We start from the raw sequence: 24350 nt of genomic DNA, 5'->3' as shown, positions 1-24350 counted from the left end.
GCCGGCACGGGTCCGACGAGCGCCAGCGAGGAGGGCCCGTGACCGGCCTCGCCGTCGACGACGCCGCCTGGGCCAGCGCCTGGCGCCGCCGCTCCCCCGCCGACAAGCTGCTGCTCTGCGGCGGCCTGGTGGTCTGCGCGCTCGCGCTGCCGGCCTGGCCGGGCACCGTGCTGGTCGGGCTCACCGCCGTCGTCCTGGCGCTGGGCCCGGCACGGGTGCCCGCGCGCACCTTCGGCCGCGCGGTTCGCTGGCCCCTGGCGTTCATCGCCGTCGGGGCGCTGACGTCGGTGGTCACCGTCGGCGCCGGCGGTCTCGGCTGGGCGCCGGACGCCGCCGCCCGGGCCGGGTCGCTGGCCGGGCACGCGCTCGCCGGCAGCGCGGCCGTGCTGCTGCTGGCCACCACCACCCCGATGTCGGACCTGCTGCCCGCCCTGCGCGGCCTGCGGGTGCCGGCCGCGGTCCTCGAGGTCGCCGCGGTCACCTACCGGCTGCTGTTCGTGCTGCTCGGGAGCCTGCACACCATCCGCGAGGCGCAGACGGCCCGGATGGGCTACTCCACCGTCGGACGCGGCTACCGGTCGTCCGGCGCCCTGGCCGCCGCGGTGCTCACCCGCTCCTGGGACCGCGCCCGCCGCATGCAGGAGGGGCTCGCCGGCCGCGGCATGGAGACCGGCCTGCGGGTGCTGCCCGAGGCGCGGCCGTCGTCCCGGGCGTTCCGGGCCGCCACCGTCACCGGGCTGGCGGCGCTGGTCACGGTCGGGCTGCTCGCATGAGCCACCGGACGCTGACCGCCGAGGGGCTGGTCGCCGGCTACGAGCGCGGCCGCCGGGTGCTCGACGGCGCCTGCCTGACCGTCCCGGCCGGACGGCGGCTGGCGCTGCTGGGCGCCAACGGCTCGGGCAAGACCACGCTGCTGCGCTGCCTGTCCGGGGCGCTGGAGCCGGCCGCCGGCACGGTCGCAGTCGACGGGGAGCGGCTGCAGCACACCCGCCGGGGCCTGCGCGCGCACCGGCAGGAGGTGCAGCTGGTGCTGCAGGACCCCGACGACCAGCTGTTCAGCGCCTCGGTCGCGCAGGACGTCTCCTTCGGCCCGCTCAACCTGGGCCTGCCCGAGGACGCCGTCCGGGAGCGGGTCGCCGAGGCCCTCGCGCTGCTCGGCGTGGCGCACCTGGCCGGCCGGCCCACCCACCAGCTCTCCTACGGCGAGCGCAAGCGGGTCGCGATCGCCGGCGCGGTCGCGATGCGGCCGTGCGTGCTGCTGCTCGATGAGCCCACCGCCGGGTTGGACCCGTCGGCGGTGGGCGAGGCGCTGGCCGCGCTGGAGCGGCTGCGGGCGTCCGGCTCGACCGTCGTCATGAGCACCCACGACGTCGACCTGGCGCTGCGCTGGGCCGACGACGTGGCCGTCGTGGTCGACCGCGCCGTGGTGCAGGGCGCCCCGGCCGAGGTCCTGGCCGACGACGCGCTGCTCGCCCGGGCGCGCCTGGACCGCCCGTGGGCGCTGACCGTGGGCGCCCGGCTGCGCGCGCTGGGCCTGCTGCCCGACGGCGCCCTCCCCCGCGACGCCGGGTCGCTGCTGGCCGCGCTGCCCGAGGGGGTCGCCCCGTGATCGTCGTGGGCATCGGCGCGCGCCCCGGGGTGAGCGCCGCGGAGGTGCTGGCCGCGGTGGACGCCGTCCTGCCCGCCGGCGCCGAGGGCGTGCGGCTGGCCACCCTGGACACCCGTGCCGCCGAGCCGGGCCTGGCGGACGCCGCGCTCGCCCGGGGCTGGCCGCTGACCGGGCACCCCGCCGCCGTGCTGGCCACCGTCCCGGTGCGGGCGCCGTCGGCGCGGGTGGCCGCCGCCGTCGGGACGCCGTCGGTGGCCGAGGCCGCGGCGCTGCTGGACGGCGGAACGCTGCGGGTGGGCCGCACGGTGGTCGGCCGCGTGACCGTGGCGGTGGCCTCGTGACCCTCGACCACGACCTGGACCACCACGGGGACGCCGACCTCGCGCCCGGCCTGGTCGACCTGGCGGTCAACGTGCGCGCCGGGACGCCGCCGCCGTGGCTGCGCGCCGTCCTGCACGAGGCGCTGGACGACGCCGCAGCCTACCCCGACGCGGGTCCGGCGCGCGCCGCGGTCGCCGCCGCGCACGGCCGCCCGGTCGAGGAGGTGCTGCTGACCGCGGGCGCCGCGGAGACGTTCACGCTGGTGGCGCGGGCGGTGCGGCCGCGCCGCGCGGTCGTCGTCCACCCGTCGTTCACCGAGCCGGAGGCCGTGCTGCGCGCCGCGGGGCACCCGGTCGAGCGGCTGCTGCTCGAACCGCCCGGATACCTGCTGCGGGACGTGCCGGAGGACGCCGACCTGGTGGTGCTCGGCAACCCGACCAACCCGACGTCGGTGCTGCACCCGCGCGCCGCCGTGGCCGCGCTCGCGAGGCCCGGGCGGGTGCTGGTGGTCGACGAGGCGTTCGCCGACACGGTCCCCGGCGAGCCGGAGTCCCTGGCCGGGCGGCGGGGCCTGCCGGGGGTGCTCGTGGTGCGCAGCCTGACCAAGACCTGGGGGCTGGCGGGGCTGCGGGTGGGCTACGCGCTCGGCCCGCCGGAGCTGGTCGCCGCGCTGGCCGCCCAGCAGCCGCACTGGCCGGTCTCCACGCCCGCGCTGGCCGCGCTCGTCGCCTGCACCACGCCGGCGGCGTGGGCGGAGGCCGAGGCCGCGGCGCACGAGCTCGCCGGGCACCGGGAGGCGCTGCTGGCCGCGCTGCCACCCGGCGTGGCGGTGCTCGGGACGCCCCGGTCGTCGTTCGTGCTGCTCCGGGCGCCCGACGGTGCGCGGGTGCGCGCCGCCCTGCGGGAGCGCGGCTGGGCGGTGCGCCGCGGCGACACCTTCCCCGGCCTCTCGACCGACCACCTGAGGGTCGCCGTCCGCGATCCCGCCACCTCGGTGGCCTTCGCCGCAGACCTCGCTGCCATGCTGGACCCCGGGACACCGGCGTTCCGGGACCTGCCCCGCATCCCCGAGGAGATCCGCTGAGCACCGACCCGACGCCTTTCCCGGGCACCTTGCTGGGCGAGACCATCGCCGCGGTCGCGCCCCGGGACGCCGCGGCCGAGCGGGCCGCCCGCGACCGCCTGGACCGGATGACCAAGCCGCCGGGCTCGCTGGGCGTGCTGGAGGACGTCGCCGCGCAGCTGGCCGGCACCACCGGCACCTGCCCGCCCCCGCTGCCCACGCCCGCCGCCGTCGCGGTCTTCGCCGGCGACCACGGGGTGCACGCGCAGGGCGTCACGCCCTGGCCGCAGGAGGTCACCGCGCAGATGGTGGCCAACTTCGCCCGCGGCGGTGCGGTGGTCAACGCCTTCGCCGCGCAGCTGGGCGCGGACGTCGTCGTGGTGGACGTCGGGGTGGCGACGCCGTACGCCGTCGAGCCGAGCCCGGCGCTGCTGTCCCGCAAGGTGCGGTCCGGCACCGCCGACCTCGCCGTCGGCCCGGCCATGACCGTCGAGGAGGCGCGGCGGGCGGTCGAGGTCGGCATCGAGGTCGCCACCGAGCTGGCCGCGGACCACGGCTGCCTGGTCACCGGCGACATGGGCATCACCAACACGACGGCGTCGGCGGCGCTGGTCTGCGCGTTCACCGGCGCGACGCCCGCCGCCGCGACCGGCCGGGGCACCGGGGTGGACGACCCGACGCTCGCCCGGAAGGTCGAGGTGGTCGCCCGCGCGGCCGCCCGCGTGCCGGAGCGGCCGACGACCCCGGAGGCGGCGCTGACCGCCCTCGCCGAGGTCGGCGGCCTGGAGCACGCCGCGCTCGCCGGGTTCGTGCTGGGCGCCGCGGCGGCGCGCGTCCCGGTGCTGCTGGACGGCGTGATCGCCGGGTCCGCGGCGCTGGTCGCGGCCGCGCTGTGCCCGGCGGCGCTGGAGCACGCGCTGGCCGGCCACACCTCCGCCGAGCCGGGACACGCCCTCGCGCTGCGGCACTTGCGCCTGCGCCCGCTGCTGGGCCTGGACCTGCGCCTGGGCGAGGGCACCGGCGCGCTGCTCGCGCTGCCGCTGGTGGCCAGCGCGGCGCGGGCACTGCGCGAGGTGGCCACCTTCGACTCCGCCGGTGTGACCGAGAAGGCCTGATGAGCGCGACTCCCGTCGATCCCGCGAGCGGGGTCGTCTACCCGGTCGGGCTGCGGCTGCTGGACCGGAGCGTCGTCGTCGTGGGCGGCGGCCAGGTGGCGCACCGGCGCGTGGCCGGCCTGCTCGAGGCCCGCGCCCGGGTGACCGTGGTCAGCCCCGAGGTCACCCCGGCGCTGGAGGCCCTGGTCGGCCCGGGCGAGGTCACCTGGGTGCGCCGCCGGTACGAGCCGGGCGACCTGGACGACGCCTGGTACGCGGTGGCCGCGACCGACGACCCCGAGGTCAACGCGGCGGTCGCCGAGGAGGCCGAACGGCTCCGGGTGTTCTGCGCCCGCGCCGACGACCGGTCGGCGTCCAGCGTCTGGACCCCCGCCGTCGGCCGGCAGGGCGACCTGGTCGTCGGCGTGCACGGCGGCGGTGACCCGCAGCGTGCGGTCGCCGTCCGGGACGCCGTGCTGGCCGGTCTGGCCGACGGCACCATCCGCGACCACGCGGGCCGGGAGGCCCCCGGCGGGCGGTCCGGCTCGGTCGTGCTCGTCGGCGGCGGTCCCGGCGACCCGGGCCTGATCACCGTGCGCGGCCAGCAGGCGGTGTCGCAGGCCGACGTCGTCCTCGCCGACCACCTCGCGCCGCAGTCGCTGCTGGCCTCGCTGCCCGCGGAGGTGGAGGTCATCGACGCCTCCAAGCTGCCCCGCGGCCGCTCCATGGCGCAGGAGCAGATCAACGCGCTGCTGGTCGAGCACGCGCGGGCCGGGCGGCGGGTGGTGCGGCTCAAGGGGGGCGACCCGTTCGTCTTCGGCCGCGGCATGGAGGAACTCGAGGCCTGCGTCGCGGCCGGCGTCCCGGTGGAGGTGGTGCCCGGGGTGACCAGCGCGATCGGCGTCCCGGGGCTCGCGGGCATACCGGTCACCCACCGCGGGCTGACCCACGAGTTCGTCGTCGTCTCCGGGCACGTGCCGCCGGGCCACCCGCAGTCACTGGTCGACTGGGCGGCGCTGGGCCATCTGCGCGGCACGGTCGTCGTGCTCATGGGCGTGGACACCGCGCCGGCGATCGCCGCGGCGCTGCTCGAGCACGGGCGGGCTCCCGAGACGCCGGTCGCCGTCGTGGCCGACGGGTCGACGCCGACGCAGCGCACGGTGCGCACCACCCTGGCCGGCCTGGCGCAGACCCTGGCCGACGAGGACATCCGTCCGCCCGCCGTCTGGGTCGTCGGCGAGGTCGTGCGGCTCGCCACGGACCTCCTCCAGCCGCGCTGACACCCGGAGCCCCGGACCGGCCCGGCGTTCCCGCGGGAACGCCGGGTCAGGCCACGGCGGCCAGTCTCGCGGTGTCTCCTCCGTTCTCGGCGGCGAGGCGGCGTTCGAGGTCGCGGTTGCCCAGCAGGACGCCGACGACGTAGGCCAGGTCCATCGGCTCGCCGATGACGTGCGGGGCGTCGGGCAGGTCCGGCTCCCGGTCGGGGAATAGCAGCCGGGTGATCGACGCGGCCTCCTCCGTCGGAGGGGCCACCGCCGGTGCCGTGGTCGGTGCCGGAGCCTGGGCCGGTCGGCGTCCCACGGCGGTGTGCAGGGGCGGGACGCCGGCGACCTGACCGTCGTCCGTGCCGCCGGTCAGCCCGGGCACGCCGTCGCGGAAGACGGCATCGGCGGCACCCCACACCCGGCGGCCGTCGGGGGTGGTGACGACGAGCCGGCCCGCACGGCGGGACATGACCAGCTCCAGGTCGTGGACCAGGCCGTGGTCGGCGTCGCACAGCAGGACCATGTTCACCACGTCGGTCGCTCCGCCGTGCAGCCAGTGCCGCAGGTGGTGGGCGTGCAGCCGCTCGATGCGGGTCTCCGCGCAGCCGGGGCGGGCGCAGCCGCCGTCGCGGCGGTACAGCGCCCGGCGTTGCGCCCTGGTGGCGAAGCGCCGCGCGCGGCCGGCGGCGAGTGGCTCCCGGCCGCGCTCGAGCATGGTCACCACCGTGGCCTCGCAGAGCATCCGACGGAGCTGCGCGGGGTGCAGCGCCGGCCCGCCCTCCAGGTGGGCGCGGCCCGCCGCGGCGTCGTCGGCGATCACCGCCGCGTCGGCGTGCACGACCACCTCGCGGCGCGGTGGGTCCCCGGCCCGCCGGTCGGCGTCGGCCGCGGCCGCGGCCAGTTGGGCGACCGCCGCGCAGCGCCGAGCCGTGCTCCGGTCCCGCGCCCGGGCGGGCTGGTCGTCCTCCTCCGGCTCGGCGCCCCGGTCGGCGCCGGCTCGCTTCGCCGCGGCCCGCTCGCGGCGTGCGGAGCGTTCGGCCAGCGAATCCACCCCGGCGATGAACTCCCCCCCGTCCTCGGGCGCCAGGCACAGGTGCACGTGCAGCACCCCGTCGTCGTCCCACCAGGAGTCGAAGCGCTGCTTGGCCGCGACCCGGTCGGCGTCGACGCGGTCCGACCGGCGCCACTCGCGGACCACCCGCTCCAGCTGCGACGCGGTGAGTTCGTGCGCCAGCTCCAGCAGCGCGGGCTCGGTGTCCGGCTCGGCCACCCGGGTCAGCGCGCGGACCTTGGCGTAGGACAGCCGCCCAGCGGCGAAGGCCGCCGCCATCGTCGGCAGCGCGGTCAGGGCGCGGGCCACCCGCACGTGCTCGCGGGCCGCGCCGGGCGACAGCCCGCACTGCCACGCCAGCCAGTGCGCGCACGAGCGGATGCCGACCGCGCCCCAGCCCTCGCGGCGGTCGAACTCGGCCACCAGCGTCAGCCACGCCGCCGTCGCCGCGGCCAGCCGGACCGCTCCGCTGGTGATCCGCCGCGCCAGCTCCGCCAGCGGCAGCTCACCGCTCTCGCACTCTCCCGACACCGGACACCCCCTCCTCCTCGAACGTCTGTTCGGAGGCTAGTGGTCCGATGTGACATCCCCGCAGGCCAGCAAGCCGCTGTGGAAACGACTCGCGGAGTCGACGTTCCCGCGGGAACGCGCCACCGCCGGCAGATCGTCGTGGCGTCGCACCCGAGGCCCCCGCGGCGTTTCCGCGGGAACGTCAGCGGCCGGCGGGGACGGCGCGGTGCCGCAGCAGCCGGACCACGGCGTGCGGGTCGTCGGCCCAGAAGGCGACGCGACCCACCGGCTCATCCTGTCCGGCCACGTGCACCGGCGGGTCGAAGGGCAGTTCCACGTCAGTGTCCCCCATGACCGACAGCACCAGCCGGTCCTCCTCGCGGACCAGGACCCGCTCGTGCTCGGCCTCGACGCTGCGCCGGACCGCGACCAGCCCCGCCAGCGGGACGGCGATCGCGTGAAGGTGCCCGAACCGCAGCACGAGCGCGTCGTCGCGGATCAGGTGCGGGTGCTGGAGCAGCGACAGCCCCGAGCCGAGCACCCAGACCAGCGCGTACAGCGACACGGCGAGCAGCACCCACCGCGCGGTCTCCCATGGCAGCAGCACGTGGACGACCACCGTCTCGAGTGCGCCGAGGACGGTCAGCGCGCCGAGCACCAGGCGGATGCGGCCGGCGTAGGGCAGCGGCACGTCGTCCGGTCCGACGGCGGAGCGGCGCCACACCGCCCACCACAGCGCCCGGAGGACCCCGCCTCCGCACGCGCCGCCCGCAGGACCACCGGGGGCCAGACCGCCTCGGCACCGGCGACGACCGCGGCCCGCCTGGCCGCTCCCTCCCGCCGCGCGGAGCGGTACGCCCGGCGGAAGGCCGCGGCCTCGAGGACCAGGACGACGGCCAGCAGCGCCTCGAGGACCAGCGCGACGACGACGCCGGTCCGCAGGTCGAGCCCCCCGGTGAGGACGAGGCCGGCGTCGACCAGCGGGACGAGCACGGCCAACCAGCGGGCCGTCGCCAGGAGCACCGTGCGTGCAGCCATCCCGACCCCCGTCGTCCGAGAGAGCGGCTGAGTAGTTGTACTGCCGATGTAGTACTTCTACTATCACTCCAGCCCACAAGCCCTCCAGGAGCGGCGATGACGCGAGAGGTGTCCGACCAGACGGTCGTCCGGGTGCGCGGCCTGCGGATGAGCTACGGCACGCACGAGGTGCTCGCCGGCGTCGACCTCGACGTCCACCCCGGAGAGGTGGTCTGCCTGCTGGGGCCGAACGGCGCCGGGAAGACGACCACGATCGAGGTCCTCGAGGGCTTCCGGTTGCCATCTGCAGGTGACGTCGAGGTGCTCGGCACCGCCCCGCCCGGGCCGACGACGCGTGGCGGGCGCGGGTGGGCGTGGTGCTGCAGTCCTGGCGCGACCACGCCCGCTGGACGCCGCGCCGGCTGCTCACCCAGCTGGGCGGGTTCTACCGCCCCTACTCCACGCCGGAGCGGCCCCGCCCGTACGACGTCGACTGGCTGCTCGACACCGTGGGCCTGACCGACGACGCCGACCGCAAGATCGCCACCCTCTCCGGCGGACGGCGCCGGCGGCTCGATGTGGCGGTCGGGATCGTCGGCCGCCCGGAGCTGCTCTTCCTCGACGAGCCGACCGTCGGGTTCGACCCGCAGGCCCGCCGAGACTTCCACGACCTGGTGCACCGGCTGTCCGACCTGGAGGGCACCAGCATCCTGCTCACCACGCACGACCTGGCCGAGGCCGAGCGGCTGGCCGACCGGATCCTCGTCCTCGCCGGCGGCCGGATCGTCGCTGACGGCAGCGCCGAGGCCCTCACCCGCCAGGTGGCCGGCACCAGCGAGGTGCGCTGGACGCTGCACGGGGAGCGGTTCGTGCACGCGACCGACGACCCCACGCCGTTCGTGCGGCACCTGTTCGCGCAGCACGGGCAGGAGGTCGCCGACCTGGAGGTCCGCCGGGCCAGCCTGGAGGACACCTACATCGCCATGGTCGCCCGGCACGAGGCCGGTGTCGGCGACCAGCTGGAGGAGGTGACCCGGTGAGCACCACCCGCACGCCGTGCGGCTCGGGGTCCGCCGGGGCTGGACGGAGTTCCTCAACAGCGTGCGCAGCCCCCAGGACCAGGGCTTCTACCTGTTCACGGGGCTCGCCACCCTGACCTTCCTGTGGTTCAACCGCGGCGACGCGGTCGAGGGGACGACGCTGCTCTACCCGACCGTCGCGCTGCCGAGCATCCTCGCCGCCCTGGTCGCGTTCGGCGTGGTCATCGGGCCGGCGTTCGCCCTCGCCATGGAGCGGGAGGACGGCACGCTCCTCCGGCACAAGGCCCTGCCGCACGGCATGGAGGGCTACGTCACCGGGCAGCTCGTCTTCCACTCGCTGAGCGCCCTCCCCCAGTTCCTCGTGATCCTGGTGCCGAGCGCGCTGCTGTTCGACGACGTGATCCCCTCCGGAGCCGGCGGCTGGCTCACCGTCGCGTGGGTGCTGCTCCTCGGCATGGCGGCCATGCTGCCGATCGGGGTGGTCCTGGGCTCGGCGGTGCCGAACACCCAGAAGGTCGGCACCTGGGGGATGCTCCCCGTCCTCGTCATCACGGGGATCTCGGGGATCTTCGTCCCGGTCCAGGCGCTGTGGGGCTGGGTGCAGACGGTGGCGCAGGTGTTCCCGACGTACTGGATCGGCCTGGGCATGCGCTCGGCGTTCCTCCCCGAGGCCGCCGCCTCCCTCGAGCTCGGCGGCTCGTGGCGGACCGGGCAGGTGGCCCTCGTGCTCACCGCCTGGGCGGTCGCCGGTCTGCTGGTCACGCCCGTGGTGCTCCGGCGGATGGCACGCCGGCAGTCCGGCTCCCAGGTCGCCGCGGCCCGCGACGCCGCGCTGCAGTGGGTGCGGTGAGCGCCGACAAGCCCGGGGACGCCGTCTACAACCGGATCGCGCTGCTGCGCGCCGAGCAGGGCGTCACCCGGCGGGAACTGGCCGACGCCCTGGGCGTGCACTACCAGACGGTCGGCTACCTGGAGCGCGGCGAGTACAACCCCAGCCTGCACCTGGCGCTGCGGATCGCCGAGTTCTTCGGCCTGCCGGTGGAGGTGGTCTTCTCCACACGGCCGTTCCCGCGGATCAGCGACGCCGGGACCCCGGAGCGCCCCGCGGCGGCGAGCTAGACCGCGTCGACGACCGAGGCGAAGACGACGGTGTTGTCCTCGCTGGCGCCGGCGTCCTCGTCGACGTCACTGCCGCAGTCACCGGCGCGACGTCGGCGTCCGCGGGGTGGCCGTCGAGCGCGTCGGCCGGCACGGCCTGCGGTGCCGGAGCCGCCTCGGGCCGGGGGACGACGTCGCCGGCGACCGGCCCGTGCCCGCCGGCGCCACCGCCGCCGCTCCCGGCCCGGCGGAGGCCCGGACCACCAGACCCACGCCGACGAGCAGGACGGCGAGGAAGACGCCCAGCGGGCGCCGGTCAGCCCTCGCCGCGTGCCACACGGATGCGCATCCGGGAGTGGGCCAGGCCCGCCCCACCGGTCAGCGGGGCCCGGCCGAGACGGGGTCTGCGGATGCACGTACGTCGCGTGGACACGGACGGGCTCCCCGTGGGCGTGCTCGGCACGACACCCGGTGACGACGAGGAGGTCGCCGGAGGGTGACGGACCGGTCCCGGACGGATCCGGGGTGCCTCAGGTGTCGTCGTCGACCCGGAGCGGCGCCATGCCGACGGTGTAGGACGCCATCGAGAGCGACCCGTGGGTGAACCCGTCGACCAGCACCTCCGCGGTCGTGCCGGTCGCCCCTGCCATGCCGGCCACGTAGAGCAGCGGCAGGAAGTGGTCGGGCGTGGGGACGGCGAGGCCGGCGTCCGGGTGCCGGTCGAGGGCCACCACCTCGGTCGGCCGGTCGAGCATCAGCTCGCGGACCCGGTCGTCGAACCGGTGGGCCCAGTCGAACCCGGCGTCGGGCATCGCCCGGCTCACCGCGGACAGGTTGTGGACGACGTTGCCGCTGCCGATCACCAGCACGCCGTCCTCCCGCAGCGGGGCCAGCGCGGCCCCGAGCTCGAGGTGGTGCGCGGCCGGCTGGAGCGCGTTGACCGACAGCTGCACGACCGGCACGTCGGCGTCCGGGAAGACGTGCCGCAGCACCGACCACGCGCCGTGGTCGATCCCCCAGCTGTCGAGGTCGGCGCCGACCCACGTCGGGTGGACGACGTCGGCGACCTCCTCGTGCAGCTCCGGCAGCCCGGGCGCGTCGTAGCGGACGTCGTACAGCTCGCGCGGGAAGCCGAAGAAGTCGTGGATGGTGCGCGGCCGCGCCATCGCGGTCATCGCGGTGGCGTGCACGTACCAGTGCGCGGAGACCACGAGGATCGCCCGAGGGCGCGGCACCGCCCGGCCGAACGCTCGCCAGGCACGGGTGTAGCGGTTGTCCTCGAGGGCGTTCATCGGGTTGCCGTGGCCGAGGAACGCAGCCGGCATCACGGTCACGCCGCGATCATCTCCCGCACCCGCGGGGCCTGCGACCCCGGCACGGTCACCTCACGTCCGTCGCAGTGGTCACCCCGCGTTGGAGACCGGCGGCACCCGTCGCAGCGCCGGGGACAGCCGGCGCGCCCCCGGCCCCTCCGCCGCCGCGACGTCGCCGGGGTTGTAGAGGGCGCACCGCGTGAGCGACAGGCAGCCGCAGCCGATGCAGGACGTCAGCCCGTCCCGCAGCTGCACCAGCGCCGCGATCTGCTCGTCGAGCCGGTCCCGCCAGGACTCCGAGAGCCGGGCCCAGTCACGGGCCGACGGCGTCCGCCCGTCGGGAAGCGTGGCCAGCGCGTCGCGGATCTCCGGCAGCGTCAGCCCGACGTTCTGCGCGGCGCGGACGAACGCCAGCCGGCGCAGCACGCTGCGCGGGAAGCGCCGTGCGCCGCCCGGCGTCCGGGACGCCGTGACCAACCCCTGCGCCTCGTAGTAGCGCAGTGCGGAGACCGCGATGCCCGACCGCTCGGCCACCTGCCCGATGGTCAGCAGCCCGTCCACGCGCCCACCCCTTGACCTCAAGTCGACTTCAGGTCCGACGGTAGCGCCATGACATCCCCCACCGCACTGGTCACCGGAGCCTCGCGCGGCCTCGGCGCCGCCCTCGCCGAGTCCCTGAGCCGCCGTGGCTGGCGACTCGTCGTCGACGGCCGCGACCCCGGCCGGCTGGCGGCCGCCGTCGCCGCGCTCCCCCGGCCCGACCTGGTCACCGCCGTCCCCGGCGACGTCGCCGACCCCGCCCACCGCGCCGCCCTCGCCACTGCCGTCGGCGAGCGGCTGGACCTGCTGGTCAACAACGCCAGCGAGCTCGGTCCCACCCCGCTGCCCCGGCTGGCCGACCTGCCGCCCGCCGCCCTCGAGCGGGTCCTGGCGGTCAACACCGTCGCCCCGCTCGCCCTGGTCCAGGCCGTGCTGCCGGCGCTGGAACGGGCCGCCGGGGTGGTGCTCGACGTCAGCAGCGACGCGGCTGTCGAGGCCTACGAGCGGTGGGGCGGCTACGGCGCCAGCAAGGCCGCGCTCGACCGGCTGACCGCCGTCCTCGCCGTCGAGCACCCCGCCCTCCGGGTGTACGCCGTCGACCCGGGCGACATGGCCACCGACATGCACCGCGCGGCCGACCCCGACGCGACGGGGCTGCCGGAGCCCTCGACCGTCGTCCCGGCGCTGCTGCGACTGGCCGACGGCGAGCTGCCCAGCGGCCGCTACCGGGCCGCCGACCTGGCCGCCGAGGCCGTCCGATGACCGCCTTCACCATGGGCGCGCAGGCCGCCGCGCCGCCGGAGCACCGCGGCCTGGCCCGCGACGGCGTCCGGCTGATGGTGGTCCGGCCGGACGGGATCACCGAGACCGGGTTCCGGGACCTGCCCGAGCTGCTCGAGCCCGGCGACCTCGTCGTCGTCAACACCTCGGCGACGCTGCCCGCGCGCCTCGACGTCCGGCGGGCCGACGGCGTCCGCGCCCCGCTGCACGTCTCCACCACCCTGGACGACGGCGACTGGGTGGTGGAGCTGCGCCGTCCGGACAACGACGGCCCCGACCGCGGCGTCGAGCCGGGCACGGCGCTCGACCTGCCCGGCGGCGTCCGGCTGCGGCTGCTCGAGGGCTACCCCACCCCGGCGCGGGCCTCGCGGCTGTGGCGGGCCCGCCCCGACCCGGCCGTCCCCGCGGCCGACGTGCTCCGGCGGCACGGGACACCGATCCGCTACGGCTACCTGAGCAGCCCCGTCCCCCTGGCCGACGCGCAGAACGTCTACGCCACCGAGCCCGGCAGCGCGGAGAACGCCAGCGCCGGGCGGCCGTTCACCGAGCGGGCGCTGGTGCGGCTGATGGCCCGCGGGGTCCCCGTCGTCCCGGTGGTGCTGCACGCCGGCGTCTCCAGCCCCGAGCTGCACGAGCCGCCGGCGCCCGAGCGCTACCGGGTGCCCGCGGTCACCGCCCGGCTGGTGAACGCCACCCGGGAGGCCGGGAGCCGCGTCGTCGCCGTCGGGACGACGGTCACCCGCGCGCTGGAGACGGCGACCGGCGAGGACGGCGTCACCCGCGCCGCGGCCGGCTGGACCGACCTCGTGCTCGGGCCCGACCGCCCCGCTCGCGCGGTCACCGGCCTGCTCACCGGGCTGCACGCGCCCGACGCCAGCCACCTGCTGCTGCTGGAGGCGGTCGCGGGACGGGAGCTGGTGGACGAGGCGTACGCCCGGGCCGCCGCCGGCGGCTACCTGTGGCACGAGTTCGGCGACACCATGCTGTTCCTGCCGTGAGGGGGTGCCGGTGATCGAGACGCTCGCCCGGGCGGGGGGACCGCACGGCGAGGTGGCCCTCCGCCGGCGGACCACCGGCGACGGCGGCACGCACCTCGAGCTGGTCGTCGACGGCGTCTTCGCGATGGACGACGTCGACACCACCACCGAGCGCGCCCTGGCCACCGAGGCGCTGCGCCGTCTCCCGGGCCGCGACCTGCGCGTGCTCGTCGGCGGGCTCGGCCTGGGCTGGACGGCGGCCGCCGCGCTGGCCGAGCCGCGGGTCGGGACCGTCGAGGTGGCCGAGCTGCACGCGCCCGTGGTGCGGTGGGCCGAGGAGGGCAGGCTCCCGGCGCTCCCGCCCGGCGACCCCCGGCTGCGGCTGCGCGCCGGGGACGTCGCCGGCGTCCTGGCCGAGCACGGCGGCTGGTGGGACGCCGTCCTGCTCGACGTCGACAACGGCCCGGGCTTCCTCGTCCACCGGTCGAACGACGCGCTCTACCGACCGGCCGGGCTGGCCGGCGCCGTGGCGGCGCTGCGCCCCTCCGGGATCCTGGCGATCTGGTCGAGCTCCCCGGCCCCGTGGCTGCGGGAGGAGCTCGCCCGGCTGCCCACCACGGCGGACGTCGAGGAGCTGCTGCTCCCGGTGGCCCGCGACGGGCGGGAGTTCACCTACGCGGTCGTGCTCGGCCGCCGCGCAGCGGCCGGTCCGGCCCCGCACTGCGGTGGCGGCCCGGCGCGCCGGTGACGACCCCGGGCCGGCGAGGGGGTCGACGACCTGGGCAGGCGATCGACGAGCGACTGGGGGCTAGCGCATCCGTGCGGCGGTGTCCTCGAGCAGGACCGCCCGCTCCGCGGCCGGTCGGCGCGGGCAGGAGGTGCACAGCGGCTCGGGCGGCAGCCGGTAGAGCAGGCAGCACGACACCCGCCGGGTGAACCGGACCCCGGCGACGTCGACGTAGCGGGGCACCGGCAGCGGCGGCCCGACGGCGGCTGCCAGCGGCGCGGCCAGCGCGGTGACCCGCCGTTCCTCCCCCAGCGCGCGGCCGAGAGCGAGCAGCCGGTTGGCCAGCGAGTCCGCGGCGATCGCCCACAGCGGCCGCGGACGCACCCCGCCGGCCGCGGCCACGACCTCCACCACGGCGGCGAGGGTCTCCCGCAGCTCACCGGCGGCGTCCCGGCCGGGTGCCGACGACGTGGCGGCGACGGGGACCCCACCGGCCAGGAACGCCACGGAGGTGTCGGCCAGCCGCGCCGACAGTGGCAGCCCGGTGGCGAGCCCGGCCAGCACCGGCGTGAGCAGCACGGAGGACGCCGAGTACCACCACACGGTGGCGAGCGCCCGCCGGTCCTCCGAGGCGTACCGCGCCCCGAGCGCGGCCAGCCGCTCCGCGGTCCAGTCGGCGTCCACGAAGACCGCGGCCGGCACGGTGGCCGCCGACGGGGGTGCCACCAGCCCCAGCGCCGCCGCACCCGGCACCCTCGCCGCCACCGCCACCTGCACACCTGCCGTCACCGGGCCAGTCTGGCGGTGCCGGCACGGGGCGGACCGCGCGCCCCGCTGCGTCGGTGTTGCGCCGGGCAGACGCCGAGCGTGGTGGGCAATACGGTGTGATGGGGAGCACGCTGTATCGGCCGGTGCCGTTCCGCAGCGGGACGCATCCACGGCACAGGACACAGGGCAGGCGTCGACGCCGACGCCGCGGAGCAGGAGGAATCGCATGAGCGAGTCGACCGAGCTGGAGGGCCGCCGGTTCCCGGTGCCGGAGGAGCTTGCGGCACAGGCGAACGTGGGCCCCGACGTCTACGAGCGGGCGGCGCAGGACCGGCTGGGCTTCTGGGCCGAGGCGGCCGAGCGGTTGTCCTGGGCGCAGAAGTGGGACGAGGTCCTCGACTGGAGCAACCCGCCGTTCGCCAAGTGGTTCGTCGGCGGCAAGCTCAACGTCGCCTACAACTGCGTCGACCGGCACGTCGAGGCCGGCCACGGCGAGCGGGTCGCCTACCACTGGGAGGGCGAGCCCGGCGACACCCGCACCATCACCTACGCCCAGCTCAAGGACGAGGTCTGCAAGGCCGCCAACGCACTCACCGAACTCGGCGTCCAGGCCGGCGACCGGGTCGCCATCTACATGCCGATGATCCCCGAGGCGGTCGTGGCGATGCTGGCCTGCGCCCGCATCGGCGCCGTCCACATGGTCGTCTTCGGCGGGTTCTCCTCCGACGCGCTGGCCAGCCGGATCACCGACTCCGGCGCCGTCCTGGTGATCACCTCCGACGGCGGCTACCGGCGCGGCGCGCCCAGCGCGCTCAAGCCGGCGGTGGACGAGGCGGTCGGGCGGACCGACAGCGTCCGCAACGTCCTGGTCGTCCGGCGCACCGAGCAGGACGTCGAGTGGACCGAGGGCCGCGACCTGTGGTGGCACGACGTCGTCGACCGCCAGTCGACCGAGCACACGCCCGAGGCGTTCGACTCCGAGCACCCGCTCTACATCATGTACACGTCGGGGACGACGGCCTCGCCCAAGGGGATCCTGCACACCTCCGGCGGCTACCTCACCCAGGTGGCCTACTCGCACTGGGCGTCCTTCGACCTCAAGGCCGACAGCGACGTCTTCTGGACCTCGGCCGACATCGGCTGGGTCACCGGCCACAGCTACATCGTCTACGGGCCGCTGGCCAACCGGGCCACCTCGATCATGTACGAGGGGACCCCGGAGACCCCGCACCGCGGCCGCTGGTTCGAGATCATCGAGAAGTACGGCGTCACGATCATGTACACGGCCCCCACCGTGATCCGGACCTTCATGAAGTGGGGCGAGGACATCCCGGCGAAGTTCGACCTCTCGAGCCTGCGGGTCCTCGGCTCGGTCGGTGAGCCGATCAACCCCGAGGCGTGGCTCTGGTACCACAAGAACATCGGCGGCGGCCGCTGCCCGATCGTGGACACCTGGTGGCAGACCGAGACCGGCGCCCACATGATCAACCCGCTGCCCGGCGTCACGAACCTCAAGCCCGGGTCGGCGCAGACGCCCTTCCCCGGCATCTCGGCCAAGGTCGTCGACGACGAGGGCAACGAGCTCGGCGACGACACCACCGGGCTGCTGGTGCTCACCGAGCCGTGGCCGTCGATGCTGCGCACCATCTGGGGCGACGACGACCGCTACGTCGACACCTACTGGTCGCGGTTCGGCAAGGAGGTCTACTTCGCCGGGGACGGGGCCAAGAAGGACGCCGACGGCGACATCTGGCTGCTCGGCCGGGTGGACGACGTCATGAACGTGTCCGGGCACCGCATCTCCACCACCGAGGTGGAGTCCTCGCTCGTCGCGCACCCGGCGGTGGCGGAGGCCGCGGTCGTCGGCGCCAGCGACCCGACGACCGGTCAGGGCATCGTCGCGTTCGTGATCCTGCGGGGGAACGCCGAGGACTCGGGTGACGAGCTGGTGCAGACGCTGCGCACCCACGTGGCCAAGGACATCGGCCCGATCGCCAAGCCGCGCCAGATCATGGTCGTGCAGGAGCTGCCCAAGACCCGCTCGGGCAAGATCATGCGCCGGCTGCTCCGTGACATCGCCGAGAACCGGGAGCTCGGTGACGTCACCACGCTCACCGACTCCTCGGTGATGAACCTGATCAAGGACAAGCTGCCGGCCAGCTCGTCGTCCGACGACTGAAGAAGGACCGCCCTCGGAGGGCGGCCGTTCCAGCACCTCACCAGGGCCGTCCCGGCCTCCCCGGCCACGAACAGGGGAGGCCGGGGCGCGCGCTCGGTGATCATGGGGCACGATTCCCCCAGGTGGGTCCGCTCGTACCGGGCGGCCCGGTAGCCGACCGTCGACCCCAGGAGGTGCCCCTCGTGGCCCACAGCGCACCCTCGAGCCCGTCCGGGGCACGGAGCACCACCCGCGGCGAGGAGCCCTCCGTCGGCGCCCTGGTGCAGAGCGCCATGGCCGACGTCTCGACGCTGATCCGCAGCGAGATCGAGCTGGCCAAGGCCGAGGTCGGGAAGTCGGCGAAGAAGGCCGGCATCGGGGCCGGCGCCTTCGGTGCGGCCGGCGTCCTGCTCGCCTTCTCCGGCATCTTCCTGTTCGTCACCATCGCCGAGTTCCTCACCTGGCTGGGGCTGATCCGCTGGGTCTCCTACCTGATCGTGTGGCTGCTGCTGGTGGTGCTCGCGGGCATCGCCGCGCTGATCGGCCGCAGCTCGCTGAAGAAGATCGAGAAGCCCGAGCGCACGCTCGAGACGCTGCGCGACCTGCCCGACGTCATGCACCGGGAGGCCCCCGGCCAGCGTCGCCGCGAGGTGCCGACCGTGACCAACGGCCGCGTGCAGCTGCGCGGCAGCGAGAACTACACCGTCTGACCGGGCGCGCCGCGCGCCCGGTGGGCACCCCCGACGAGCGGCCGGACGCCACCAGCGTCCTGCTGCCCGGCCCCTGGACCCACCGCGACCTGTCGGCCAACGGCGTCCGGCTGCACGTCGCCGAGGCCGGCGACGGCCCGCTGGTGCTGCTGCTGCACGGGTTCCCCGAGTTCTGGTGGGCCTGGCGGGCCCAGCTGCCGGCGCTGGCCGCGGCCGGCTTCCGCGCCGTCGCGCCCGACCTGCGCGGCTACGGCGGCAGCGACAAGCCCCCGCGCGGCTACGACCTGCCGACCGCCGCGGCCGACGTCGCCGCGCTGGTCCGCGCGCTGGGCGAGCAGGACGCCGTCGTCGTCGGGCACGACTGGGGCGGTCTCGTGGCCTGGACGATGGCCGCGCTGCACCCGCGCAGCGTCCGGCGGCTGGCCGTGCTGTCCATGGCCCACCCGCGGCAGCTGCGGGCGGCGTTGAAGGACGGCGCCCAGCGGCGGGCGCTGCGGCACATCCTGGGCTTCCAGCTGCCCCGGCTGCCCGAACGGCGGCTGACCCGGGCCGACGACGACCCGGTGGCCGACCTCATGCGGCGCTGGGCCGGGCCCGCCTGGACGGCCACGACCGGCTTCGCGGAGGCGGTGTCCCGGTACCGCTCCGCCGCCCGCATCCCGCAGGCGGCGTACGGCTCGATGGAGTACTTCCGCTGGGCCGGCCGCTCCCAGCTGCGCCCCGACGGGCTGCGCTACGCCCGCCGGATGGCCGCGCCGGTGACCGCGCCGACGCTGCAGCTGCACGGCGTGCTCGACACCTGCGTTCTCCCGACGTCCGCCCGCGGGTCGGGCCGGTACGTGGCCGGGGCCTACGAGTGGCAGGAGTTGCCCGGCGTCGGGCACTTCCCGCACGAGGAGGTGCCCGAGAAGGTCAACGCGGCCCTGGTCGGCTGGTCACGCGCGTGAGGTCGGCCCCGTCCAGGACACCGCCCCGAGCCGGTGAGGTACCTGGAACGGTCACCCTTCCGGGGCCGCGGCGAGCCTGCGAGGCGTGGGGGGAAGGCTGGTCCTCTTTACTCGCAGGCCCCGGTCGCCACGGGGGACGACGAGGCCTGGCCGGTGACGGCAGCCTCCTCGACCTCCTCGTTCGTGAGCGCGTAGCCGGTCAGCGGGTCGTCGATGGCCGAGGCGAAGACGACGCCGAGCACCTGGCCCTCCGGGTCGAACAGCGGGCCGCCGGAGTTGCCGGCGCGCACCTCGCCGTAGAGCGCGTAGACGTCGCGGACGACGGTCTGGTCGTTGCGGAAGTCCGGCCCGCTGATGTCGGTGCGCTGCCGCACCCGCGCCGACCCGACGAACAGCCCACCGCCGCCGGGGTAGCCCATGATGATCGCGTCGTCCCCCGAGCCGGCGGCCTCCGGGGAGAAGGTCAGCGGCACCTGCGGCAGACCGGGGACGGCGAGCACCGCGACGTCGGTCTCCTCGTCCACGTACACCGGGACGGCCTCGTACTCCTCGCCCTCCGCCAGCACGACCGGCTCGGTGACGCCGGCGAGCACGTGCGCGTTGGTCATCACCCGCTCCGGGGCGTAGACGAAGCCGGAGCCGTCGATCTGCCGGGAGCACGACGGCGCGACGCCGCTGATCTGCACCACCGAGCCCGCCACCGACTCCACGACCCGGCTGGACACGAGCGCCGGGTCCGGTGCCGCGACGTCGGGGACCTGCGTGGGGGTCAGCGGGTCGAGGACGTCGGGCAGCCCGTTCTGGTCGATCGCCTCCCGGAGCGAGTCGTAGAGCCCGCGCACGCCGGCGGGGACGCTGCGGTCGACCGCCTGCACCAGCGCCGATTGCTTCACCTGGCTGGCGACCTGCGGGAACGGGGCGTTGGCCAGCGGGGTGGCGACCATCCAGGCGACGAGCAGCACCGCGACCGCCGAGAGCACCGCACCGGCGACCGAGTCGACGACCTCGGCCGGTTGCCACGTCACGCGCCGGCGCACCGCCCGGCCGATCGCGCCGGCGACCACCTGCCCCAGCAGCGCCGCCGCCAGGACGACGACCAGCGCGGCGAAGACCCGGGTGGTCGCCGTCCCGTCGAGGCGGTCGGCCACCGGCCGGGACAGCTGCGCGCCGAGCACCGCGCCGCCGAAGAAGCCGAAGAAGGAGGTGGCCGAGACGATGACGCCCTGCCGGAAGCCGGAGAAGGCGAAGACCAGCGCCAGCCCGATCAGGATGAGGTCGACGATCGACATGTCCGTGCTCAGCCGGTGACCGTCATGGTGCCAAACTGCTGCAGCTGGGTGTGGAAGCTGCACTCGAAGCCGTACTCACCGGGCACGGTGGCGGTGAACTCGACGGTGCGGCTCTCCCCGGGGGTCAGCAGGGGGATCTCCGGGTCGATCGGCGCGGGGCCGTCGTCCGGGGTGAAGCGGAAGTTGTGCGTCATCTGCTCGGCGACGTTCACCACGGTCAACCGCACCGGGCCGGGTGCGACGGTGAAGGCGCTGGGGGTGAAGACGTAGTCGTCCTGCGTCTGCAGGGTGACCTCCTGGACGCCGTCGGGCGCCGTCGTCACCGTGCCCAGCGCCGGGCCGGACGACGGTGCCGCCTCCTGCTCCGTCGTCCCCCCGCCGCCACACCCGGTGAGCAAGATCACTGCGGCGGCGACCACAGCGGCCTTCTTGCAGGGGCCCGCCGCGAGCCTGCGAGCGGTGGGGGGCAAGGAGGTCCTTTTACCCTTCATCGCGGGGGAACGGTACTTGCCGGAGGGCCGTCGGGTGCGGGGTCGGCGACCGTCGGCGCGGCGGCTTCCTCGTCCTCGGCGGTGTCGAGGGTGCCGGGCAGCTGCGGGCGCCGGGCGCTGAGCGCGGGCAGCGGCCGGACGTCGGTCGGGTCCCACGGCCGGGCCAGCCCGGCGGCCTCGAGGATCGCGTCGAGCAGGCCGCCGGTGAAGCCCCAGACCACCATGCCGGCGACGCCGAACGCCGGGCCGACGTACCCCGACGGGTGGCGGATGCGGAAGCGGTTGGCCGGGTCGGCCAGCTCGGCCAGCGGCACCCGCGCCACGCGGGCGACCTCGCGCGGGTCGCCGACGGTGACGTCGCGCGGGTCGTCCCACCAGGCCACGACCGGTACCACCAGGTTGTCCGAGGGCCCGAGGAACAGCTCCGGCAGCGTGGCCAGGACGCGCACCCCGTCCGGGTCGATGCCGGCCTCCTCCTCGGCCTCCCGCAGCGCGGTGCCCACCGGGTAGTCGTCGCCGGGGTCCGCGCCGCCGCCGGGGAAGGCGGGCTGCCCGGCGTGCGTGCGCAGGTGCGCGGACTTCTCGATCAGCAGGACGTCGGCGCCGCGCGGACCCTCGCCGAAGAGGATCAGCACCGCGGAGCGGCGGGCGGTCGCCGTCGGCCGGGGCATCCGGTGGCGCAGCGGCAGGTCGGCACCGGCGTCCAGCAGCCGGCGCAGGTAGCCGGGCAGGTCACCGGTTGCCGCGGTCACGGCGACACCCCGAGGTGCTCGGCCACCAGGCCCTGCAGCTCGGCGAGGTCGGTCACCGGCCCCACCTGCACGTGTGCGATGCCACCGTCGGCGTCGAGGAGGTAGGTGTAGGGCAGGCCGGCCAGCCCCAGCTGGGCCATCAGCTCGCCGTCGCCGTCGAAGGCGCTGGGGAAGGTGGCGCCGGCGTCCGCGGCGAAGGACGCCGCCTGCGGGGCGCCGTCCTTGCTGACCACGCCGACCACGGCCAGCCGGCCCCCCGCGGCGTCGGCCAGGCCCTGCACCAGGGGGAGCTCCTCGCGGCAGGGTCCGCACCAGCTGGCCCACAGGTTGACGACGGTCGGCACGCCGGGGGCGCGGCCGAGGTCGAGCGACCCGCCGCCCGGGCAGGGGAGCTCGAGCGCCGGCAGGGTCTGGGCGCCCTCCGCCGGCCGGTCGGGCTGCTCCGGGCACGGCGCGAGGGCGGCGAGCGGATCGGGGGACGCCGCCGCGCCGTCCGGCTCCTCCGCCGCGTCCGAGGTGCACCCGGTCAGCGTCAGCCCGAGCGCCAGCGCGCCGGCCGCCGTCCTGCTGCGGGCGCTCATTCGGTGTCGGAGGCGGCCGGGGTCTTGACCAGCTTCGTGGCGACCTCCGGATCGGTGGGGCCGATGCCGTACGACGGACACCACTGCGCCAGGCCGCACGCGCCGCAGGCCGCCTTCTTGGCGTGGCAGACGCGCCGCCCGTGGAAGATCACCCGGTGGCTGAACATCGTCCAGTCACGCTTCGGGAGCAGCTCGGCGACCTCGGCCTCGACCTTGACCGGGTCCTCCTCCGCCGTCCAGCCGAAGCGCCGGACCAGCCGGCCGAAGTGGGTGTCGACGGTGAGGCCGGGGACGTCGAAGGCGTTGCCCAGGACGACGTTGGCGGTCTTGCGGCCCACGCCGGGCAGGGTGACGAGGTCCTCCATGCGGCCGGGCACCTCGCCGTCGAACCGCTCGAGGAGCGCCTGCGCCAGACCCAGCACCGAGTTCGCCTTGGCGCGGAAGAAGCCGGTGGGCTTGAAGATCTCCTCCAGCTCGGCACGTTCGGCGCCGGCCAGGGCCTGTGCGTCCGGGTACTTCGCGAACAGCGTCGGGGTGACCCGGTTGACCGTCTTGTCGGTCGTCTGCGCCGACAGCACGGTGGCGACCAGCAGCTCGAAGGCGTTGGTGAAGTCCAGCTCGCAGTGCGCGTCGGGGTGGATCAGCGCCAGCTCGCGGGCCATCCTCCGGGCCCGGCGGGTGCGCGCCAGCGGCGTCTCCTGGGGGTCGAACGGGGAGCCGCCCCGGGCAGCGGCACGGCGGGCACGCGGTGGGACGGGCCGGGCGTAGGCGGGCGAGGACACGCGGTCGAGGGTAGGCGGAACGGCTGACCGTCCCAGGCCCGTGCCATCATCGCTCCGCCGTCGCGGGGCTTCCGCCGCGACGCCCCGGGGTACACAGGAGTGCACGCGCGAGCCGGCCGTCCGGTCCGCGTCCCCGGCGAGGAGAGAGAGGAGGAGCCGGTGGTCGCCCTCATCGTCATCCTGTTCCCGCCCCTGGTCATCGCCTTCCTGCTGGTGATGGAGCGCGTCGAGGAGCCGCTGCGCCGCCCCGCCGGCCCCCGCGAGGTGGCCGAGTTCCTCTCGACCGCGAGCCCCGGCGAGGTCGACACGCTGGCCAACTCCGGCATCCGCCGCGCCATGACCCGCTGGCGTCGCCGCCGCGCGTCCCGCGTGCGCCGCGGGGCCGAGCCGCCCGTCGTCTGACACAGGACCACCCTTCCCCCCGCACCTCGTGAGGGGACCCTGAAGGGGGCCGTTCCAGGACGTCACCGGGCTCGGCGCGGGACCCTGGAGGGTGGCCGTCCCCACCCCTCGGGGTGGCGCCGTGGGCCACCGATCGGGTGACGATCCGCACAGACCCCTAGACTCACCCCGGACGGCGCCGCGAGGGAGCGGCTCGCTGACCGGGCCGGCTGCGTGCCGGTGTTCCGAGGTGTGTGTGCGAGAGGACGCGTAGTGGACGAGGTGCTGGCCCAGTCCGGGCTCTTCCAGGGGCTGCCGGGGGAGGCGGTGGACCCGGTCGCGAGCCGCCTGGAGACCGTGACTCTCCCCCGCGGCCGCGTGGTCTTCAACGAGGGCGAGCCGGGCGACAGCCTCTACATCGTCATCTCCGGCAAGATCAAGCTCTCCCGTCGGTCGCCCGACGGGCGCGAGAACGTGCTGGCCGTGATGGGCCCCTCGGACCAGTTCGGCGAGCTGTCGGTCTTCGACCCCGGCCCGCGCACCGCGACCGCCACGGCCGTGACCGACGTCAAGCTGGCCCGCATGCCGCAGTCGGTGCTGCGGCCGTGGATCGAGGCGCACCCCGAGGTCGGCGAGCGGCTGCTGCACGTCCTGGCCCGGCGGCTGCGCCGCACCAACGACTCGGTCGCGGACCTGATCTTCACCGACGTCCCGGGTCGCGTCGCCAAGGCGCTGCTGCAGATGGCCGACCGGTTCGGCAGCCGGGAGGGCGAGGGCCTGCGGGTCAAGCACGACCTGACGCAGGAGGAGCTGGCCCAGCTGGTCGGCGCCTCGCGGGAGACGGTGAACAAGGCCCTGGCCGACTTTGTGCACCGCGGCTGGATCCAGCTGCAGGGCAAGTCGGTCGTCGTCCTCGACGAGGAGCGCCTGCGCCGCCGCGCGCGCTGACATCGCGCTGGACGAACCCCAGGGGCCAGGAACCGGTCCGGTTCTGGGCCCCTGGCGTTCGATCACACCGTCGGCCCACCGGCCGACACCGCGGCCAGGAGCCGTACCCCTGTCGCGTTGAGCCGCTGCACCGCGCCT

28 protein-coding genes and 1 pseudogene are annotated in these 24350 nt (G+C 76.0%); 18 read left to right on the top strand and 11 right to left on the bottom strand.

Annotated elements, in window-relative coordinates:
- Positions 1–38: 38 nt before the first annotated feature.
- The 6 genes from cbiQ to cobA are packed head-to-tail and all read left to right on the top strand — an operon-like array spanning position 39 to position 5367.
- Complete coding sequence (gene cbiQ, locus ACI78Z_RS03005; protein WP_457035034.1) at positions 39–773, top strand: cobalt ECF transporter T component CbiQ; 735 nt, start codon at positions 39–41, stop codon at positions 771–773.
- Positions 770–1609: an energy-coupling factor ABC transporter ATP-binding protein gene (locus tag ACI78Z_RS03000; protein WP_457035033.1), complete on the top strand. Its 840-nt coding sequence runs from the start codon at positions 770–772 to the stop codon at positions 1607–1609. Before cbiQ ends, ACI78Z_RS03000 begins: the two co-directional genes overlap by 4 nt.
- The gene (locus ACI78Z_RS02995) at positions 1606–1950 is read left to right on the top strand and encodes a cobalamin biosynthesis protein (protein WP_457035032.1); all 345 of its coding nucleotides are present in this window, start codon (positions 1606–1608) and stop codon (positions 1948–1950) included. Before ACI78Z_RS03000 ends, ACI78Z_RS02995 begins: the two co-directional genes overlap by 4 nt.
- A complete protein-coding gene (gene cobC, locus ACI78Z_RS02990; protein ID WP_457035031.1) occupies positions 1947–3014 on the top strand; it encodes an Rv2231c family pyridoxal phosphate-dependent protein CobC in 1068 nt (355 codons plus the stop codon). The genes ACI78Z_RS02995 and cobC overlap by 4 nt, the downstream gene beginning before the upstream one ends.
- A 29-nt stretch (positions 3015–3043) precedes the next feature.
- Positions 3044–4108, top strand: a complete 1065-nt coding sequence (cobT, locus tag ACI78Z_RS02985) for a nicotinate-nucleotide--dimethylbenzimidazole phosphoribosyltransferase (protein ID WP_457035030.1) — start codon at positions 3044–3046, stop codon at positions 4106–4108.
- Positions 4108–5367, top strand: coding sequence for a uroporphyrinogen-III C-methyltransferase (gene cobA / locus ACI78Z_RS02980; RefSeq protein WP_457035029.1), 1260 nt, complete (start codon positions 4108–4110; stop codon positions 5365–5367). Before cobT ends, cobA begins: the two co-directional genes overlap by 1 nt.
- A 46-nt stretch (positions 5368–5413) precedes the next feature.
- Here cobA and ACI78Z_RS02975 read toward each other — a convergent pair whose 3' ends face one another.
- The 3 genes from ACI78Z_RS02975 to ACI78Z_RS02965 all read right to left on the bottom strand — a co-directional run bounded on the left by ACI78Z_RS02975 (position 5414) and on the right by ACI78Z_RS02965 (position 7951).
- Positions 5414–6934, bottom strand: coding sequence for a DUF222 domain-containing protein (locus ACI78Z_RS02975; protein ID WP_457035028.1), 1521 nt, complete (start codon positions 6932–6934; stop codon positions 5414–5416).
- A gap of 181 nt (positions 6935–7115) precedes the next feature.
- A complete protein-coding gene (locus ACI78Z_RS02970) occupies positions 7116–7604 on the bottom strand; it encodes a hypothetical protein (RefSeq protein WP_457035027.1) in 489 nt (162 codons plus the stop codon).
- Positions 7556–7951 (bottom strand): hypothetical protein, encoded by a 396-nt coding sequence (locus ACI78Z_RS02965; protein WP_457035026.1) that lies wholly within the window; start codon positions 7949–7951, stop codon positions 7556–7558. The genes ACI78Z_RS02970 and ACI78Z_RS02965 overlap by 49 nt, the downstream gene beginning before the upstream one ends.
- A 96-nt stretch (positions 7952–8047) precedes the next feature.
- Here ACI78Z_RS02965 and ACI78Z_RS02960 point away from each other — a divergent pair.
- The 4 genes and pseudogenes from ACI78Z_RS02960 to ACI78Z_RS02945 all read left to right on the top strand — a co-directional run.
- Positions 8048–8206 (top strand): annotated as a pseudogene (locus tag ACI78Z_RS02960) (ATP-binding cassette domain-containing protein); the annotation flags it as partial.
- A gap of 98 nt (positions 8207–8304) precedes the next feature.
- Positions 8305–8970, top strand: a complete 666-nt coding sequence (locus ACI78Z_RS02955; protein WP_457035025.1) for an ATP-binding cassette domain-containing protein — start codon at positions 8305–8307, stop codon at positions 8968–8970.
- 16 nt (positions 8971–8986) lie between these two features.
- Positions 8987–9820 (top strand): ABC transporter permease, encoded by an 834-nt coding sequence (locus ACI78Z_RS02950; protein ID WP_457035024.1) that lies wholly within the window; start codon positions 8987–8989, stop codon positions 9818–9820.
- Positions 9817–10089, top strand: coding sequence for a helix-turn-helix transcriptional regulator (locus tag ACI78Z_RS02945; protein WP_457035023.1), 273 nt, complete (start codon positions 9817–9819; stop codon positions 10087–10089). The genes ACI78Z_RS02950 and ACI78Z_RS02945 overlap by 4 nt, the downstream gene beginning before the upstream one ends.
- Positions 10090–10598: 509 nt before the next feature.
- On the opposite strand, the gene ygiD is transcribed toward ACI78Z_RS02945, so the two are convergent.
- The gene (gene ygiD / locus ACI78Z_RS02940; RefSeq protein ID WP_457035211.1) at positions 10599–11393 is read right to left on the bottom strand and encodes a 4,5-DOPA-extradiol-dioxygenase; all 795 of its coding nucleotides are present in this window, start codon (positions 11391–11393) and stop codon (positions 10599–10601) included.
- Positions 11394–11471: 78 nt separating this feature from the next.
- Positions 11472–11942: a redox-sensitive transcriptional activator SoxR gene (gene soxR, locus ACI78Z_RS02935; RefSeq protein WP_457035022.1), complete on the bottom strand. Its 471-nt coding sequence runs from the start codon at positions 11940–11942 to the stop codon at positions 11472–11474.
- A gap of 48 nt (positions 11943–11990) precedes the next feature.
- Between soxR and ACI78Z_RS02930 the strand changes: the two genes are divergently transcribed.
- The 3 genes from ACI78Z_RS02930 to ACI78Z_RS02920 are packed head-to-tail and all read left to right on the top strand — an operon-like array spanning position 11991 to position 14426.
- The gene (locus ACI78Z_RS02930; protein ID WP_457035021.1) at positions 11991–12683 is read left to right on the top strand and encodes an SDR family NAD(P)-dependent oxidoreductase; all 693 of its coding nucleotides are present in this window, start codon (positions 11991–11993) and stop codon (positions 12681–12683) included.
- Positions 12680–13699 carry an S-adenosylmethionine:tRNA ribosyltransferase-isomerase gene (locus ACI78Z_RS02925; protein ID WP_457035020.1) on the top strand — a complete coding sequence of 340 codons (1020 nt, stop codon included), beginning with the start codon at positions 12680–12682 and terminating at the stop codon, positions 13697–13699. The genes ACI78Z_RS02930 and ACI78Z_RS02925 overlap by 4 nt, the downstream gene beginning before the upstream one ends.
- A 10-nt stretch (positions 13700–13709) precedes the next feature.
- Positions 13710–14426 carry a hypothetical protein gene (locus ACI78Z_RS02920; RefSeq protein ID WP_457035019.1) on the top strand — a complete coding sequence of 239 codons (717 nt, stop codon included), beginning with the start codon at positions 13710–13712 and terminating at the stop codon, positions 14424–14426.
- A gap of 60 nt (positions 14427–14486) precedes the next feature.
- On the opposite strand, the gene ACI78Z_RS02915 is transcribed toward ACI78Z_RS02920, so the two are convergent.
- Positions 14487–15194: a (2Fe-2S)-binding protein gene (locus ACI78Z_RS02915; protein ID WP_457035018.1), complete on the bottom strand. Its 708-nt coding sequence runs from the start codon at positions 15192–15194 to the stop codon at positions 14487–14489.
- 205 nt (positions 15195–15399) lie between these two features.
- On the opposite strand from ACI78Z_RS02915, the gene acs reads away from it, so the two are divergent.
- The 3 genes from acs (at position 15400) to ACI78Z_RS02900 (ending at position 18988) form a co-directional block, all read left to right on the top strand.
- The gene (gene acs / locus ACI78Z_RS02910) at positions 15400–17352 is read left to right on the top strand and encodes an acetate--CoA ligase (protein WP_457035017.1); all 1953 of its coding nucleotides are present in this window, start codon (positions 15400–15402) and stop codon (positions 17350–17352) included.
- A 182-nt stretch (positions 17353–17534) separates the two neighbouring features.
- Positions 17535–18041: a phage holin family protein gene (locus ACI78Z_RS02905; RefSeq protein ID WP_457035016.1), complete on the top strand. Its 507-nt coding sequence runs from the start codon at positions 17535–17537 to the stop codon at positions 18039–18041.
- A 20-nt stretch (positions 18042–18061) separates the two neighbouring features.
- Entirely contained in the window at positions 18062–18988 is a 927-nt protein-coding gene (locus tag ACI78Z_RS02900) for an alpha/beta fold hydrolase (protein ID WP_457035015.1), read from the top strand.
- Between the two features lie 107 nt (positions 18989–19095).
- On the opposite strand, the gene ACI78Z_RS02895 is transcribed toward ACI78Z_RS02900, so the two are convergent.
- The 5 genes from ACI78Z_RS02895 to nth form a co-directional block, all read right to left on the bottom strand.
- Positions 19096–20277, bottom strand: a complete 1182-nt coding sequence (locus ACI78Z_RS02895; RefSeq protein WP_457035014.1) for a MarP family serine protease — start codon at positions 20275–20277, stop codon at positions 19096–19098.
- A gap of 8 nt (positions 20278–20285) precedes the next feature.
- A complete protein-coding gene (locus ACI78Z_RS02890) occupies positions 20286–20696 on the bottom strand; it encodes a plastocyanin/azurin family copper-binding protein (RefSeq protein ID WP_457035013.1) in 411 nt (136 codons plus the stop codon).
- Positions 20697–20764: 68 nt separating this feature from the next.
- Complete coding sequence (locus ACI78Z_RS02885) at positions 20765–21520, bottom strand: NUDIX hydrolase (protein ID WP_457035012.1); 756 nt, start codon at positions 21518–21520, stop codon at positions 20765–20767.
- Positions 21517–22101, bottom strand: coding sequence for a TlpA family protein disulfide reductase (locus ACI78Z_RS02880; RefSeq protein WP_457035011.1), 585 nt, complete (start codon positions 22099–22101; stop codon positions 21517–21519). Before ACI78Z_RS02880 ends, ACI78Z_RS02885 begins: the two co-directional genes overlap by 4 nt.
- Positions 22098–22883 (bottom strand): endonuclease III, encoded by a 786-nt coding sequence (nth, locus tag ACI78Z_RS02875; protein ID WP_457035010.1) that lies wholly within the window; start codon positions 22881–22883, stop codon positions 22098–22100. The genes ACI78Z_RS02880 and nth overlap by 4 nt, the downstream gene beginning before the upstream one ends.
- A gap of 159 nt (positions 22884–23042) precedes the next feature.
- On the opposite strand from nth, the gene ACI78Z_RS02870 reads away from it, so the two are divergent.
- Both ACI78Z_RS02870 and ACI78Z_RS02865 read left to right on the top strand, forming a co-directional pair.
- Positions 23043–23285, top strand: a complete 243-nt coding sequence (locus tag ACI78Z_RS02870; RefSeq protein WP_457035009.1) for a hypothetical protein — start codon at positions 23043–23045, stop codon at positions 23283–23285.
- Positions 23286–23537: 252 nt separating this feature from the next.
- Entirely contained in the window at positions 23538–24212 is a 675-nt protein-coding gene (locus ACI78Z_RS02865; protein ID WP_457035008.1) for a Crp/Fnr family transcriptional regulator, read from the top strand.
- The last annotated feature ends 138 nt before the right edge of the window (positions 24213–24350 follow it).

This window comes from Geodermatophilus sp. SYSU D01176 (assembly GCF_054050015.1).
Note: the sequence above shows the minus strand (reverse complement) of the source record. Positions and strands in the feature narration are given on the sequence as shown.

Bases quoted from the DNA above. Each gene is read 5' to 3' on its own strand.
- acs (WP_457035017.1), top strand. From the start codon at position 15,400: ATGAGCGAGTCGACCGAGCTGGAGGGCCGCCGGTTCCCGGTGCCGGAG.
- ACI78Z_RS03000 (WP_457035033.1), top strand. From the start codon at position 770: ATGAGCCACCGGACGCTGACCGCCGAGGGGCTGGTCGCCGGCTACGAG.
- ACI78Z_RS02880 (WP_457035011.1), bottom strand. From the start codon at position 22,101: ATGAGCGCCCGCAGCAGGACGGCGGCCGGCGCGCTGGCGCTCGGGCTG.
- ACI78Z_RS02930 (WP_457035021.1), top strand. From the start codon at position 11,991: ATGACATCCCCCACCGCACTGGTCACCGGAGCCTCGCGCGGCCTCGGC.
- ACI78Z_RS02925 (WP_457035020.1), top strand. From the start codon at position 12,680: ATGACCGCCTTCACCATGGGCGCGCAGGCCGCCGCGCCGCCGGAGCAC.
- ACI78Z_RS02895 (WP_457035014.1), bottom strand. From the start codon at position 20,277: ATGTCGATCGTCGACCTCATCCTGATCGGGCTGGCGCTGGTCTTCGCC.
- ygiD (WP_457035211.1), bottom strand. From the start codon at position 11,393: ATGCCGGCTGCGTTCCTCGGCCACGGCAACCCGATGAACGCCCTCGAG.
- ACI78Z_RS02965 (WP_457035026.1), bottom strand. From the start codon at position 7,951: ATGGCTGCACGCACGGTGCTCCTGGCGACGGCCCGCTGGTTGGCCGTG.
- cobA (WP_457035029.1), top strand. From the start codon at position 4,108: ATGAGCGCGACTCCCGTCGATCCCGCGAGCGGGGTCGTCTACCCGGTC.